General features: G+C 71.7%; 13 protein-coding genes and 1 tRNA gene. 8 read left to right on the top strand and 6 right to left on the bottom strand.

Translation table 11 applies throughout. The features are described from left to right. Positions 1-125: 125 nt before the first annotated feature. Positions 126-698 carry a hypothetical protein gene (locus ACWY4P_RS26865; RefSeq protein ID WP_456202900.1) on the bottom strand — a complete coding sequence of 191 codons (573 nt, stop codon included), beginning with the start codon at positions 696-698 and terminating at the stop codon, positions 126-128. A gap of 157 nt (positions 699-855) precedes the next feature. Between ACWY4P_RS26865 and ACWY4P_RS26870 the strand changes: the two genes are divergently transcribed. After that, positions 856-1,287, top strand: a complete 432-nt coding sequence (locus ACWY4P_RS26870) for a class I SAM-dependent methyltransferase (RefSeq protein WP_456202901.1) — start codon at positions 856-858, stop codon at positions 1,285-1,287. Positions 1,288-1,311: 24 nt separating this feature from the next. On the opposite strand, the gene ACWY4P_RS26875 is transcribed toward ACWY4P_RS26870, so the two are convergent. Beyond that, complete coding sequence (locus ACWY4P_RS26875; RefSeq protein WP_456202902.1) at positions 1,312-1,890, bottom strand: isochorismatase family protein; 579 nt, start codon at positions 1,888-1,890, stop codon at positions 1,312-1,314. Between the two features lie 46 nt (positions 1,891-1,936). Beyond that, complete coding sequence (locus ACWY4P_RS26880) at positions 1,937-2,551, bottom strand: TetR/AcrR family transcriptional regulator (protein WP_456202903.1); 615 nt, start codon at positions 2,549-2,551, stop codon at positions 1,937-1,939. A gap of 145 nt (positions 2,552-2,696) precedes the next feature. Here ACWY4P_RS26880 and ACWY4P_RS26885 point away from each other — a divergent pair, with 145 nt between their 5' ends. Beyond that, entirely contained in the window at positions 2,697-3,665 is a 969-nt protein-coding gene (locus tag ACWY4P_RS26885; protein ID WP_456202904.1) for a quinone oxidoreductase family protein, read from the top strand. A 112-nt stretch (positions 3,666-3,777) separates the two neighbouring features. Here ACWY4P_RS26885 and ACWY4P_RS26890 read toward each other — a convergent pair whose 3' ends face one another. Beyond that, positions 3,778-4,404 (bottom strand): hypothetical protein, encoded by a 627-nt coding sequence (locus ACWY4P_RS26890; RefSeq protein ID WP_456202905.1) that lies wholly within the window; start codon positions 4,402-4,404, stop codon positions 3,778-3,780. A 225-nt stretch (positions 4,405-4,629) separates the two neighbouring features. On the opposite strand from ACWY4P_RS26890, the gene ACWY4P_RS26895 reads away from it, so the two are divergent. Continuing rightward, a tRNA-Met gene (locus ACWY4P_RS26895) sits at positions 4,630-4,703 on the top strand. A gap of 45 nt (positions 4,704-4,748) precedes the next feature. Here the strand turns inward: ACWY4P_RS26895 and ACWY4P_RS26900 are convergent. Beyond that, the gene (locus ACWY4P_RS26900) at positions 4,749-5,354 is read right to left on the bottom strand and encodes a hypothetical protein (RefSeq protein WP_456202906.1); all 606 of its coding nucleotides are present in this window, start codon (positions 5,352-5,354) and stop codon (positions 4,749-4,751) included. Positions 5,355-5,747: 393 nt separating this feature from the next. Beyond that, positions 5,748-6,611 carry an LLM class F420-dependent oxidoreductase gene (locus tag ACWY4P_RS26905; protein WP_456213069.1) on the bottom strand — a complete coding sequence of 288 codons (864 nt, stop codon included), beginning with the start codon at positions 6,609-6,611 and terminating at the stop codon, positions 5,748-5,750. Between the two features lie 255 nt (positions 6,612-6,866). On the opposite strand from ACWY4P_RS26905, the gene ACWY4P_RS26910 reads away from it, so the two are divergent. From ACWY4P_RS26910 to ACWY4P_RS26930, 5 genes are all read left to right on the top strand, one after another. After that, entirely contained in the window at positions 6,867-7,604 is a 738-nt protein-coding gene (locus tag ACWY4P_RS26910) for a response regulator transcription factor (protein ID WP_456202907.1), read from the top strand. Positions 7,605-7,682: 78 nt separating this feature from the next. Continuing rightward, a complete protein-coding gene (locus ACWY4P_RS26915) occupies positions 7,683-9,416 on the top strand; it encodes a sensor histidine kinase (RefSeq protein WP_456213070.1) in 1,734 nt (577 codons plus the stop codon). 26 nt (positions 9,417-9,442) lie between these two features. Continuing rightward, a complete protein-coding gene (locus ACWY4P_RS26920; protein WP_456213071.1) occupies positions 9,443-10,768 on the top strand; it encodes a glycosyltransferase in 1,326 nt (441 codons plus the stop codon). Then, positions 10,765-13,026, top strand: coding sequence for an ArnT family glycosyltransferase (locus ACWY4P_RS26925; protein ID WP_456202908.1), 2,262 nt, complete (start codon positions 10,765-10,767; stop codon positions 13,024-13,026). Before ACWY4P_RS26920 ends, ACWY4P_RS26925 begins: the two co-directional genes overlap by 4 nt. 168 nt (positions 13,027-13,194) lie before the next feature. Further along, complete coding sequence (locus ACWY4P_RS26930; RefSeq protein ID WP_456202909.1) at positions 13,195-14,721, top strand: MFS transporter; 1,527 nt, start codon at positions 13,195-13,197, stop codon at positions 14,719-14,721. Positions 14,722-14,762: the final 41 nt, after the last annotated feature.

The following is a 14,762-nucleotide window of genomic DNA, read 5'->3' on the forward strand; positions in this document are numbered from 1 at the left end:
TTGGTGAGCCTTGGCGAGCCGTCTCGAGCGCGCCCCAGCTCAGAGGCCCTTTCCGATCATCGGAAAGGGCCTCTGGCGTATGCAGACAGGTTACGGATGCTCGCTCACCGCACGGCCCCTGCGCCCTACGCGCCGGCCGGTGCTCCCTGGGCGGCGGTCCGTTCGGCCATGCCGCCGGCGCCGGTGCGCACTCCGCCGTGCGGGGCCCGCGCGCTGTGGCCGTCGGCTTCGAACTTCCCGTCCCGTAGCTGGAAGCTCTCGGGCGGCGAGCAGCCGATCGACGGGGTGATCAGCAGGCTTGCGGTGACGGGTGCGGGGTTGGTGCTCGCCGTCGAGAACTCGCAGATCGCGCCCCGCCCGGTGACCGGGAACCAGAACCAGCTGTCCACCGCGCCGACCCGTACCTCGTCCGACAGCACGAACCGGCCGTGCTGCCGGGCGAAGGCCTTCAGGCGGACGGTGGCCCTCAGCGGGTCGGCGGTGGACCGGATCGCGGTCAGGGTGAATTTGACGTTCTCGTCCGCGTCGAGGACCGAGGACGCGATCTGCTTGGTCTCGGCCTCCCCTCCGCGGCTTGTCCCCCGGCCGTGGGCTGGGGCTTCGGTGGTTTCGGCAGGGGTGGCCAGCATGGCGACGGTCGCCGCGGCGGTGACCAGCACGGCGCCGCCGCGCACGAGCGCGTTCGCGTGTATCGGCATCTTTCCTCCCTGGTGCTCATGCGTCTTGTTCGCGCATGAATGCCACTTTTTTCCTTCCACCCGGCAACAGGAAAACCACCCGAATCACCCGTTCGCGCGCGGCGTCACCCGGTCGGGCTGTCCGAGCGCGCGGCGGTTCCGGCTGCTGGGGGTGGGGATGGAGGTGGGGTGTGGGACGGGGCGGTTCGCGCGCTTGCTCGCGGGGCGGGGGCTGGATGTCGAGGGGGTGGACGCCGACGCGGATGTCATCGGGGCGGCGCGGGCGGCCGGGGGCGGGCCCCGGTACCGGCGGGTCGATATGCGTGAGGCGCGGCTACCGGAGTCCCGCTACGAATTCATCTCGTGCATCGCCAGCCTCCACCACATGCCGTTCGACTCGGTGCTGACGTTGCGGAAGGCTCTCGCGCCGGGGGGTGTGCTGGCGGTGCTGGGGCTCTACTCGATCAAGTCGGCGGCCGACCAGATCCCGATGGTCTGGCCGCCCCCGCTGACGTACGCCGAGACCCGCGCCGAAGCCGTCCGCCTGCTGCCCGGCTCGACGCTGCGCCGCCTGCTGTTCTGGCGGTATCTGCTGGTGTACCGGGCCTGATGAGGAGGTGGGCCGTGGTGCGCGTCACCGCGCGCCCGGGCGTCCGAACGTGACGTCGGCGGCGCGCGGGAGGATCTCGGCCTCGTCGCCCAACGCCCATTCGGCGACCCGCGACACCATCGCGGCCGGAACCATGTCGCTGATGCCCGCTGCCGCCGGGATGTCGTACGTAGCATGGGCGTCGTGCGGGAGGACCACGCGGTATCCCAGCGCCAGAGCCGTACGCGCTGTCGCGCTGACGCACATCTCGGACATCACCCCGCACACGGCCAGGGCCTGTATCTCCATATCGGTGAGCAGCTCGCCGAGGCGGGTGTCCTCGAAGCCGTCGTCCTCCGACTTGCGGATCACGACTTCCCGTTGGCCTTCGCGGACCGGCAGGTACAGCTCCCAGCCCGGTGTCTTCGGCTCGTCGGCCGCGCCCGCCGGTCCGTCGTTCTGAAGGTGGACGACGAGCGCGCCCGCTGTGCGTGCTCTGGCTGTCAGGTCCTCGATGCGCTCAAGCACCCGCGGCGCGTCGGGCACCGCCTCCGGACCGGAGACGAAGGCCGACTGGACATCCACGACGATCAGGGCCTGGGCGGGCGGCACGGGGGCGGTCATGGGGTGATTATCCCGGGGGATCGGCTGGTCAAGGGCGGCACGCGGGTCACGGCCGCGGCGGGGTGTCCAGGGCGGCTGTGACCAGGGTGTGGAGGCTCGCGGTGAGGCGTTGGCTTTCGCCTTGGCGTAGGAGGTCCAGGATCGGGTCGCTGTGCAGGGAGCTCAGGAGGATGTGGGCCAGGAGCTCGGCGTCCAGGTCGGGGCGTTCCTCGGCGATGAGGGTGCTGACGTGGCGGTGCCAGGCGGTGTAGACGGGGTGCGCGTCCTGGGCGGCAGGGGAGTCCTCGGCGGGCTTGGGGGCGGTGGTCATGGCGTGGTCGAGGGCGGCGATGAGGCCCTTGTTGCGGGTGACGACGTCGACCATGGCGTCGAGGAAGGCCAGCAGGCGCTCGCGCGGGGGTGCGCCCGGGCCCAGGGGCGGCGGGCCCGTGGTGACGGCCTCGCCCAGGGCGAGGGCGCGTCCCTCCATGAGGGCGCGCATGAGGCCCATGCGGTTGCCGAACCGGTGGAAGACGGTGCCTTTGCCGACGCCCGCCGCGGCGGCGACCTGTTCCATGGAGATCTGCTCGGGCCGGTACCGGGCCAGCAGTTCTTCGGCCGCGCACAGGATCGCGAGCCGGTTCCGCGTGGCGTCGGCGCGTTCACGGCGGCCCCCGGTCATTGAGTCTTCTCCTCTCGCCTGGCCCTTCTGGCCTGTCTCGCATGGTGTCACGTGTCACGCATGGACAACTGGACCGATGGTCCAGTACGGTCGCGGTGCCTGATTAAGTTGACCAGTGGTCCAGTTGTTTGGGGAGGGCTTCAGCATGCGACGGGTGCGTTATGACGAGTACGGCGGTCCCGAGGTGCTGCGGATCGAGGAAGCGGACACTCCCGCTCCGGGCGAGGGGCAGGTGCTCATCCGCGTCGAGGCGATCGGCGCCAATTTCGTCGACACCAAGTTCCGGAGCGGGGCGCAGGGGATCTTCGAGTGGCCGCTGCCCGGCACGGTCACCGGGGATGTGGTGGGCAGGGTCGAGGCCGTGGGGCCCGGGGTCGACGAGGGGCGGGTGGGAGAGAGGGTGGCGGTGCTCGTCGAGGACGCGTTCGCGGATCAGGTCGTCGCCGACGCGGCCTGGCTGGCCCCGGTGCCCGAGGGGCTCGACGTGGGGGCGGCCAGCATGCTGCCGATGGGCGCGCCGGTGGCCTTGCGGGTGTTGCGCCTGGGGCGGCTCGCGGAGGGCGAGAGCGTGCTGGTGCACTCGGCCGCGGGCGGCATCGGCCATCTCGCCGTACAGCTCGCGCGAGTGCTGGGGGCCGGTACGGTCGTCGCCACCGTGGGTTCACCGGCCAAATTCGACTTCGTCCGGGAGCTGGGCGCCGATGTCGTCGTCGACTACACCGACGACGACTGGCCGGACCAGGTGCGGAAGGCCGTGCCGGGCGGTGTGGACGTGGCCGTGGGGTCGGTCGGCGGGCCGATCCTGCATCAGACCGTCGAGCTGCTGGCCCCGTTGGGCCGGGACGTCGAGTACGGGGCGGCGAGCGGGGATTTGGGGGAGGTCGGGGTCATGGCGCTGATCGCGATGAAGCAGGTGGCCGGGTTCTCCCTGTACGCCTGGCGGGCGGCCCGCCCCGAGCGAGCGCGCGAGGACATGGCGGAGGTCGCCGACCACTTTGCGGCGGGGCGGCTGCGTACCGTCGTACACGCGCGCTTCCCGCTCACCGAGGCGGCCGCGGCCCACCGGATGCTCGAGGAGCGGGCTCAGCTCGGCCGGGTGCTGATGGTGCCGTGATACGCGGGAGGCTGGTTCCGGCGTCCGGAACCAGCCTCCCCGCGGGATGGTGGAGGAGGCGGAGCGTCAGGCCTCTGCCGCCCGTCCTCCTCCGCCTGTCCTCCTTCGTCTGTCAGTCCTCCTTGGCCTTCCAGAACACCGGCTCCTTGTCGAAGTCACTCGTGTACGAGACGACCGAAGGCGTCTCGCCCGAGGGCAACAGGAAGACCTTGCAGAGCGTGGCGGTGTCGTCCGCGTTGAAGTCGTCCGGGTCCTTGCCGGGGCACTTGGCGACGTCGCCGTCCAGGGTGATGAGGGACTTCCCCTCCTCGCCGCGGCTGTCACGCAGGCGGGTGGGGGTGTTCAGGAAGGGGTAGTGGATCGAGTTCTTGCCGATGTTCTCGAAGCTCATCGTCACGTAGTACGGCTGGAGCTTCCGCTCCTCGGCGTTGAGGGCCACCTTGTCCAGGTCGGACTGGGCGCCCTTCACCACGCTCTTCGCCGCGATCCTCAGGGTGCCCGTCTTGTCCGAGCGCTTGTACGTGATCGGGGTGGGCTCGCCGAGGGCGAGGGTCTTGCCCGCGTCGGAGTCGACCGCCTTGCTGGCGGGGGCGGACGGCTTCTTCGGGGCCTTGGAGGGCGTTTCGCTGCCGCCGTCCTGGGCGAGGTTGTCGTTGCAGCCGGTCGCGACGAGGGCGAAGCCTGCGGCGCACAGGACGGCGACGGCGGTGCGGTTACGTGTGGATCGGATACGCAGCATGAATCGGTCCCCGTTGAGTTGATTCGTCTGAGTTGATTTCGTCGTGGGCGGGCCGGATACACAGGCCCGTGGTTGTGCGGTGCACACATCATGGCCGCGACAAAGCCCCAGGCCAGAGGCGATGATCCACTCGAAGCGAGGCTGAGACCGCGTCGTTGCAAAGTAACCGGGCGATGGAACGGATTTCCCTGGGCGCTCGGAATGACGTACAGTTACACCTACCGACGCGGGGTGGAGCAGCTCGGTAGCTCGCTGGGCTCATAACCCAGAGGTCGCAGGTTCAAATCCTGTCCCCGCTACTCATACGAGGGGCCCGGCACACCAGTGCCGGGCCCCTCGTGCGTTCACCCCGGGACCTTCCAGGACACCGGCCGCTCGGTGCCGTCCCCCGTGGCGTAGGTGACGGTGGCCGGGGTGGCGCCCCTGGACAGTAGGAAGACCTTGCAGAGGGTGGCGGTGTCGCCCGTCCCGAAGTCGTCCGGATCCTCGCCGGGGCACCGCTTCACCCCGTCGTCCGCGGTGATCAGGACCTCCTGGGGCGCGCCGCCGCTGTCCTCCAGGCTGGTGGGGGTGTTCAGGAAGGGGTAGTGAATGGAGGCGTCGCCGATGTTCTTGAAGGTCATGGTGACGTAGTACGGCTGTAGCTTCCGGTCCGCGGCCTGGAGCGAGGCCTTGGGCAGATCCGCACGGGAGCCCTTCACCACGCTCTTTGCCGCGACCTTCAGGGTGCCCCGGCCGTTGTCCGAGCCGCCCTTGTACGTGATCGCGGTGGCCTTGCCGAGCGCGAGGGCTCTGCCGCCGTCGCCGTTCAGCGATCCGTCCGCCGCGGGTCCCGGCCCCCGCCCCGCCTGCCCGGAGGCGGCGTCCTCCTCGCAGCCGGTGGCGAGGAGGACGAGGCCGGCCGCGCAGGCGAGGGCGGCGACGCGGGGCAGGGCGGAGCGGTTGAGCACGTGGACGGTCCCTTTGCGGTGGTCGATTGCCGGCCGTGGTTCGTCATCGAGAAGAACGCAGTGATCTTGTATTGCAGATCATCATGGTCGCGACAAAAGGCCTCTTGGGTGCCGATGCCAACCCGCAGCAAGCCTGAGACGGGGCCGTGACGCGCCGCCCGGGCGCCCGGGGTCCCGCCGCGCTGTGCGCCCGGGGTCGGCGAAGTCGCAGGTCAGGGCGACTGTCAGTGGGGAGTGCCATGCTGCTTGCACAGTGGTCGTCACTGACCCGGCGGCGGCCGGGGCGGGCCCGACGGGGGTGGGCCCGCCCCGGCCGTGAGCCCGGCCGGGGTGGGCTTCAGGGGCTGGGGCGTCGGGACAATGGGCTACGGGGCGGGGGCTACGGGGCCGGGCTCAGCCGTCGTGGCCGAGCGGCAGGGCCTCGGCCAGGGTGCGCCACTCGGCCAGCGGGATGTTGTTCATGGTGTCGTCGGTCACGACCTGGACCGCCAGGTGGTCCGCGCCCGCCGCCAGGAACTCGTCGACGCGGCGGCGGATCGCCTCGGCGTCGCCGAGGGCGAAGACGGACGAGACGAGGTGGTCGCTTCCGCCGTCGCGGAAGTCGTCCTCGGTGAAGCCCAACCGAAGGAGGTTGTTGGTGTAGTTGGGCATCGGCAGGTAGTGGGAGAGATAGCCGCGGGCGGTGGCGCGGGCGCGGTCGAGGTCCGGTTCGAGGACGACCTTGAGATCCGGGGCGAGGAGGGGGCCGGTGCCCAGGATTTCGCGGGCCTTGGCGGTGAACTCGGGTGTGACCAGGTAGGGGTGGGCGCCGGCCGCGCGGTCGCGGGACAGCTCCAGCATCTTCGGGCCGAGGGCGGCCAGCACCCGGCGGGAGGCGGGGACGGGGGCCGGCGCGGCGTCGAGGGCGTCGAGGTACTCCCGCATCGCCGTGTACGGGCGGGCGTACTGCTTGACCATGTGACCGTGGCTCACCCCGAGGCCGAGCAGGAAGCGGCCGCCGTGGGCCGCGTCGAGGGCGGCGTGGCGCTCGGCCACATAGGCCGCCTCGTGGTCCCAGATGCTGAGGATGCCGGTGGCGACCGTGATCCGGGAGGTCGCCTCCAGGAGGAAGGCGGCCTGGTCCGGCGAGGGGCTGCCGCCGAGCCACAGCGCTCCGTACCCCAGCTCGTCCAGCTCGGCCGCGGCGTCCCTGATCGCGCCGTGCCGCTCGGGGTCCGTCGCGCGAAGGGCCGCGGTCCAGATGCCGGTCCTGCCCATGGTGGTGGCGAGTGTCCTGCCGGGCGTCGTGCCGGGCGGGTTGCCTTGTGCGTCGTGAGAGGCCATGCGGACATTCAACCGGAGGTGGCATCCGGTTGTTCCTCGCCGCGCGGCCGTACGCCGATTGGGCACGGGATTCTCACCTGAGCGGGTCTGACGCGGCCATACCGGCCATCCGGGGACCGCACAGGATTCTCAGGCTATTCACAGACAGCCGAAAGGGAGCTCTCAGACGGCCGCCCGAAGGTGAGAACCATGAAGGCGACCTCGCCCCATGGGCGTTCCGAACTGTTGCGACCTGACGGGAGCCCCGTCCGGGTGCTGGTGGTGGACGACGAGTCGGCCCTCGCCGACCTGCTCTCGATGGCGCTGCGCTACGAGGGCTGGGAGGTACGGACGGCCGGCAACGGCGCGGAGGCGCAGCGGATCACCCGCGAACTGCGCCCGGACGCCGTCGTCCTGGACATCATGCTCCCCGACATGGACGGGCTCACGCTGCTGGGCCGGGTCCGCAACGAGCTTCCCGAGGTGCCGGTGCTCTTCCTGACCGCGAAGGACGCGGTCGAGGACCGGATCGCCGGGCTGACCGCGGGCGGCGACGACTACGTCACCAAGCCCTTCAGCCTGGAGGAGGTCGTCGCCCGGCTGCGCGGCCTGCTGCGCAGGTCGGGGGCCGCGGCGGCGCGCAGCGAGTCGCTGCTGACCGTCGGCGACCTGGTCTTGGACGAGGACAGCCACGAGGTCTCGCGGGCCGGTCAGGAGATTCATCTGACCGCGACCGAGTTCGAGCTGCTGCGCTACCTGATGCGCAATCCGCGCCGCGTGCTCAGCAAGGCCCAGATCCTCGACCGGGTGTGGAGCTATGACTTCGGCGGCCAGGCCAACGTCGTCGAGCTGTATATCTCCTATCTGCGCCGGAAGATCGACGTGGGCCGCAGCCCGATGATCCACACCCGGCGCGGCGCGGGGTATCTGATCAAGCCGGGCGAGTAGGCGAGCCGGATCGTGGCGTTCTCCCCTGCTGCCGGCGTGCCCGCCGGGCCTCAGCCGTCCGTGCCCCGGCCGTCCTCCGTGCCGCAGCCGTCCTCCGGACCCCAGCCGTCCACCGCGTCTCAGCCGCCCGGCAGGCGGTCCGCGCGCCGCCGCCGCAGGCCGTGGTCGCTGCGCACCCGGCTGGTCTTCTCCGCGGTCGGGCTGATCGCCGTCGTCTGCGCCGTCATCGGCACGGTCACCACGATCGCCCTCCACACCTATCTGTACGACCAGGTGGACAAGCAGCTCTCCGGCGTCGCCATGCGCGTCGCGGGCCCGCCCTTCGACGACGTCAAGGGCCCGCGCCCCGGCGGCCAGTGGCAGGAGGACATCCGCGACGTCGTCGCCGGGCCCGGCCAGCCGATGGGGACCGTCGCCGCGGAAGTCGAGGGCAGCGCGTTCGGCGAAGGCGCGATCAGCTCCCAGCACGAGTCGAGCACGGGTGAACCCAAGATCTCCGGCAGCTATTTGACCGCCGCTCAGCTGAAGGCGCTGAGCGGGGTCCCGCGGGACGGGGCCGAGCACACCGTCGACATCCCCGGCAAGGGCGAGTACCGCGTCAAATACGTCGTCGGGGGCCACGGCGACTTCGTCGTCGGCATTTCGACGGCCGAGGCGCAGGACACCATCGACACCCTCATCCTCGCCGAGGTCTCCGTCACCGCCGCCGGGCTGATCGCCGCCGGGATCGCCGGCGCCGCCATGGTCGGCATCTCGCTGCGCCCGCTGCGCCGGGTGGCGGCCACCGCCACCCGCGTCTCCGAACTCCAGCTGCACAGCGGCGAGGTGGCCCTGAGCGAGCGGGTGCCGCCGTCCGAGGCGGACCCGCGCACCGAGGTCGGCCAGGTCGGCGCGGCCCTGAACCGCATGCTCGGGCACGTGGAGTCGGCGCTCGCGGCCCGCCAGGAGAGCGAGACGCGGGTACGCCAGTTCGTCGCCGACGCCAGCCATGAGCTGCGCACCCCGCTCGCCTCCATCCGCGGCTACGCCGAGCTGACCAGACGCGGCCGCGAGGAGATCGGGCCCGACACCCGCCACGCCCTCGGCCGGGTCGAGTCCGAGGCGGCGCGGATGACCGGCCTGGTCGAGGACCTGCTGTTGCTGGCGCGCCTCGACGCGGGCCGTCCCGTCGAGCGTGCGGAGCTGGACCTGTCTCCCCTGGTCGTCGACGCGGTCAGCGACGCCCGGGCCGCCGGGCCGGACCACAAGTGGCGCCTGGAGCTGCCCGACGACCCCGCGGTCGCACATGGCGACGACGCCAGGCTGCGCCAGGTCCTGGTCAACCTGCTCGCCAACGCCCGTACGCACACTCCCCCCGGGACGACGGTCACCGCGCGCGTGCTGTGGCGCGGCCCGTACGGGGCGGGGCACGGGACGCCGCACCCGGCTGCGTATCCGGCCGCGTATCCAACCCCGTATCCGTCCCCGTATCCGTCCCCCTGTCCGTCCTCCCCGTATCCGTCCCCGTCCCCGTATGCCGCGCCCTGTGTGTCCCTGGAGGTCGAGGACGACGGGCCGGGCATCCCCGCCCACCTCCTGCCGCATGTCTTCGAGCGCTTCGCCCGCGGCGACGCCTCGCGCTCACGCGGCGCCGGGAGCACGGGGCTCGGCCTCGCCATCGTGCACGCCGTGGTCACGGCGCACGGCGGCCAGGTGACGGTGGACAGCGTTCCGGGGCGCACCCTCTTCGGCGTCCACCTGCCCGTTCACCAGTCCGTTCACCACTCCGTAACCCACTCACAGGCACGGCACAGGCTGACCACACAGCCATGACAGCGCAGCTCGCGAATGTCGTCCCCATGCGAACTCACACACCTCTCGAGGCACCGCCCGAGACACCCCTGCAGACCTTGCCCGCTCGCGCGCATGTCACGGTCGGCCGGAGCCAGCCGGTGCTCGACGTCGTGGTCCCCGTGTACAACGAGGAGGCCGACCTCGAGCGGTGCGTGCGACGGCTGCACGACCACCTGGCCCGCACCTTCCCGTACGCCTTCCGCATCACCATCGCGGACAACGCCAGCACGGACCGCACCCCCGAGATCTCCGCCTACCTCGACGACGCCATCGACGAGGTCACCGCGGTCCGGCTGGAGCAGAAGGGCCGCGGGCGCGCGCTGCGCACGGTCTGGTCGATGTCGCGGGCGCCGGTGCTGGCGTACATGGACGTCGATCTGTCCACCGATCTGAACGCGCTGCTGCCGCTGGTGGCCCCGCTCATCTCCGGCCACTCCGACCTGGCGATCGGGTCGCGGCTGGCGCGCAGCTCGCGCGTGGTGCGCGGCCCCAAGCGGGAGTTCATCTCGCGCGCGTACAACCTCATTCTGCGCGGCAGCCTGGCCGCCCGCTTCTCCGACGCCCAGTGCGGCTTCAAGGCGATCCGCAAGGACGTCGCCGAGCGGCTGCTGCCGCTGGTCGAGGACACCGGGTGGTTCTTCGACACCGAGATGCTGGTGCTGGCCGAGCGGGCCGGGCTGCGCATCCACGAGGTGCCGGTGGACTGGGTCGACGACCCCAACAGCACGGTCCACATCGTGAAGACGGCCACCGATGACCTCAAGGGCGTCTGGCGGGTGGGGCGCGCGCTGGCCACCGGCGCGCTGCCGCTGGACCGGCTGCGCCGCCCCTTCGGCGACGACCCGCGCGACCGCGGGCTGAGCGGGGTCCCGGGCGGGCTGGCCCGGCAACTGGTCGGGTTCTGCGTGGTGGGCGCGCTGAGCACGCTCGTCTACCTGCTGCTCTACTCCCTCTTCCGGCTGGGCACGGGCCCGCAGATCGCCAACGCGCTGGCCCTGCTGCTGTCGGCGCTCGGCAACACCGCGGCCAACCGGAGGCTCACCTTCGGCGTACGCGGCCGGGACCGGGCGATGCGTCACCAGGCCCAGGGGCTGGTGGTGTTCGGCATCGGCCTCGCCCTGACCAGCGGCTCCCTGGCCGCCCTGGACGCCGCCGCCTCCGGCACCCCGGCGCACAGCACCGAACTCGCCGTCCTGATCGCGGCCAACCTCGCCGCGACCGTGCTCCGCTTCCTGCTCTTCCGGGCCTGGGTCTTCCCCTCGGAAAGCCCGCAAAGCGGGACCGCCACCGCTTACGACCTGACCGACCACGACTCTAGGAACACCCGATGACGACGTACGACCAGGGCTATCGCGCAGCGGGGCCGCCGCCCCCGACTCCCCCGGCCGCCATCCCCGCGCGGCCGGAGGCCCCGGCGGGCTCGCGCCTGGCCCGGGCGTGGCGTGGCCGGCCCGAGGACCCGCGCTGGGCGCGGCCCGCCCTGTGGGGTCTGCTGGCCGTCACCACCGTGCTCTACCTGTGGAGCCTGGGCGCGTCGGGCTATGCGAACCAGTTCTACTCGGCCGCGGTGCAGGCGGGCAGCGAGAGCTGGAAGGCGTTCTTCTTCGGCTCCTCCGACGCCGGGAACTCCATCACCGTCGACAAGCCCCCGGCCGCCCTGTGGCCGATGGCCCTGTCGGTGCGGGTGTTCGGCCTGAGCTCCTGGGCGATTCTGGTCCCCGAGGCGCTGATGGGCGTGGCGACGGTCGGTGTGCTCTACGCGGCGGTGCGGCGCCGGTTCAGCGCGGCCGCCGGTCTCATCGCGGCGGCGACGCTGGCGGTGACCCCGGTCGCGGCGCTGATGTTCCGGTTCAACAACCCCGACGCGCTGCTGTGCCTGCTGATGGTCGCGGCGGTCTACTGCGTGCTGCGCGCGCTGGAGGACGCCCGCACCAAGTGGCTGGTGCTGGCGGGGGTCTGCTTCGGGTTCGGGTTCCTGACCAAGACGTTGCAGGCGTGGCTGATCCTGCCACCGCTGGCGCTGGTGTACGCGGTGTGCGCGCCGGCGAAGCTCGGCAGGCGGATCGGCCAACTGTTGCTCGGGGGGCTCGCGATGGTGGTCGCCGGCGGCTGGTGGGTGGCGATCGTCGAGCTGTGGCCGAAGTCCTCGCGCCCGTACATCGGCGGCTCGCAGGACAACAGCTTCCTGGAGCTGACCTTCGGCTACAACGGCCTGGGCCGGATCAACGGCAACGAGACCGGCAGCGTCGGCGGTGGCGGTGGCGGTGGCGGTGGCGGGAACGGCGGCGGCCAGTGGGGCGAGACCGGCATCGACCGGCTCTTCAGCTCCGACATGGGCGGCCAGATCGCCTGGCTGCTGCCCGCGGCCTTCCTCCTGCTGGTCGCGGGGATCTGGCTGACGTGGCGGGCCAAGCGCACGGACACCCAGCGCGCGGCGTTCCTGGTGTGGGGCGGGGCGATGCTGATGACCTTCGCCACCTTCAGCTTCATGTCCGGGATCTTCCACCAGTACTACAACATCGCGCTCGCGCCGTACATCGCGGCGATCGTGGGCATGGGCGCGGCGATGCTGTGGGAGCGGCGGTCCACCGCCGCGGCGTCGATGGTGCTGGCCGCCACGGTCGCGGTGACGGCCATCTGGTCGTACGTGCTGCTGAACCGCTCCTCCGACTGGCACCCCTGGCTGCGCTGGGCGGTGCTGATCGCCGGGCTCGCGGCGGCGGCCGGGCTGCTAATCGCGGCGCGGCTGGGCGGGCGGCTGGCGCTGGGCGTGGCGGGCCTCGGCCTCGCGGCGTCGCTGGCCGGGCCCATCGCGTACACGCTCAACACGGTCGACACCCCGCACCGCGGCTCGATCGTCACGGCCGGCCCGGCGGTGTCGGGCGGCATGGGCGGCCCCGGCGGCGGCCGTCCGGGCGGCTTCCCGGGCGGGGGCAACGGCGGCCCGCCGGGGATGCGGAACGGCAACGCGCAGGGCCAGAACGGTGGTCCGGGCGGTCAGCAGGGCATGGTCCCCGGCGGCGGCCAGCAGGGCGGTCAGAACGGTGGTCAGAACGGTGGCCAGAACGGCGGCTTCCCCGGCGGCGGCCAGTCCCAGCAGAACGGCAACGGCAACAGCCAGGGCCAGGGTCAGGGCCAGCAGGGCATGATGCCCGGCGGCATGGGCGAAGGCGGCCGGCGGGGCGGCGGCATGGGCGGTCTGCTGGACGGCCCGAGTGTCAGCTCCAAGGTCAAGGCCGCGCTGGAGAAGAACGCCGGTGACTACACCTGGGTCGCCGCGGCGATCGGCTCGCAGAACGCCGCGGGTTACCAACTCGCCACCGAGGACCCGGTGATGGCCATCGGCGGCTTCAACGGCAGCGACCCGTCCCCGACCCTCGCGCAGTTCAAGGCCTATGTGAAGCAGGGGAAGATCCACTACTTCATCAGCTCGGGCGGCATGGGTGGCATGGGCGGCGGTCCCGGTGGCGGGAACGGCACCTCGTCCCAGATCAGTTCATGGATCCAGGCCAACTTCAAGAAGGTCACGGTCGACGGCACCACCCTCTACGACCTGACCCAGAAGGCGTCGAACTCCTCGACGTCCTGACACAGCCGAACGCGCAGGTCCACGGGCCGGTGACCGGAGGAATCCCTCCGGTCACCGGCCCGTGGGCGCTCCCCCTCCGGAAATCTCCTGTACGCCGTAAGGGAAGGACTGTACGGTGTACGACGCCGCCCCGGCCCCGTACACCGTATAAGCGTGCAAGGAGAGTCCATGACGGCGCAGACCGCCGACCCCATGTCCCAAACCCCGCCCGGCCGGCGAACCGGCGGGCACCCCCAGCGTTGGCTGATCCTCGGCGTCATCTCCCTCGCCCAGCTCACCGTGCTGCTCGACAACACCATCCTCAACGTCGCGATCCCCTCCCTCACCGAGGAGATGGACGCCTCCACGGCCGACGTCCAGTGGATGATCAACGCCTATTCGCTCGTCCAGTCCGGTCTGCTGCTCACCGCGGGCAACGCCGCCGACCGCTACGGCCGGAAGAAGATGCTCATCGCGGGGCTCACCCTGTTCGGCATCGGCTCGCTGGCCGCCTCGCTGGCGCAGGGGCCGGGCCAGCTGATCGCCGCCCGCGCGGGCATGGGGATCGGCGGGGCGCTGCTGATGACCACCACCCTCGCCGTGATCGTGCAGGTCTTCGACGAGGGCGAGCGAGCCAAGGCCATCGGCCTGTGGGGCGCGGTCAGCTCGCTCGGGTTCGCCGCGGGCCCGCTGATCGGCGGCTCGCTGCTCGAGCACTTCTGGTGGGGCTCGATCTTTCTGATCAACCTCCCGGTGGCGCTGCTCGGCCTCGCCGCCGTCGCCTGGCTGGTGCCGGAGTCGAAGAACCCGACGGGCGACCGGCCCGACCTGCTCGGCGCGCTGCTGTCCACGATCGGCATGACCGGCGTCGTCTTCGCGATCATCTCCGGGCCCGAGCACGGCTGGACGTCCCAGCGGGTGCTGCTGCCGGCCTTCGTGGGCGTGGTGGTGCTGACCGGCTTCGCGCTGTGGGAGCGCCGGATCCCCTATCCGATGCTGGACATGCACTTCTTCCGCGACCGCCGCTTCGTGGGCGCCGTCGCGGGCGGCATTCTCGTCGCCTTCGGCATGGGGGGCTCGCTCTTCCTGCTCACCCAGCATCTGCAATTCGTGCTCGGCTACGACGCGTTGGACGCGGGCCTGCGCACCGCGCCGCTCGCGCTGGTCATCGTCGCGCTGAACCTCTCCGGGGTCGGCGCCCGGCTGCTGCCCAGGTTCGGCACCCCAGCCGTGATCCTCTGCGGCATGGGGCTGCTGGCGCTGGGGCTGGCCCTCATCGCGACGCTCGGCGCCGACGGCTACGGCGGGATGTTCCTCGGACTGGTCGTGATGGGGGCGGGCATCGCGGTCGCCATGCCCGCGATGGCGACGGCCATCATGTCGGCGATCCCGCCGGAGAAGGCGGGGGTGGGCGCGGGCGTCAACGGCACGCTCACCGAGTTCGGCAACGGTCTGGGCGTGGCCGTCCTGGGCGCGGTCCTCAACTCCCGGTTCGCCGCGCTGCTGCCCGCGGCCGCCGCCGGGGCCGGCTCGCTGCCGGCCGCGTACGCCGCGGCGCGCACCGACGGGGATCGGGCCGCCGTCGCGGACGCCTTCTCCTCCGGTGTGGAGACCAGCCAGCTGGTCGGCTCGGTGGCCGTGCTGGCGGGCGGCGTGCTGGCGGCGGTGCTGCTGAGCCGGGCCGAACGATCTTCACAGGAGACATCCGCGGCATAGCATCGGGGTAAGACGCCATCGGCCGCGCGTCCCCAGCCGTG

The organism is Streptomyces sp. LZ34 (assembly GCF_053890475.1).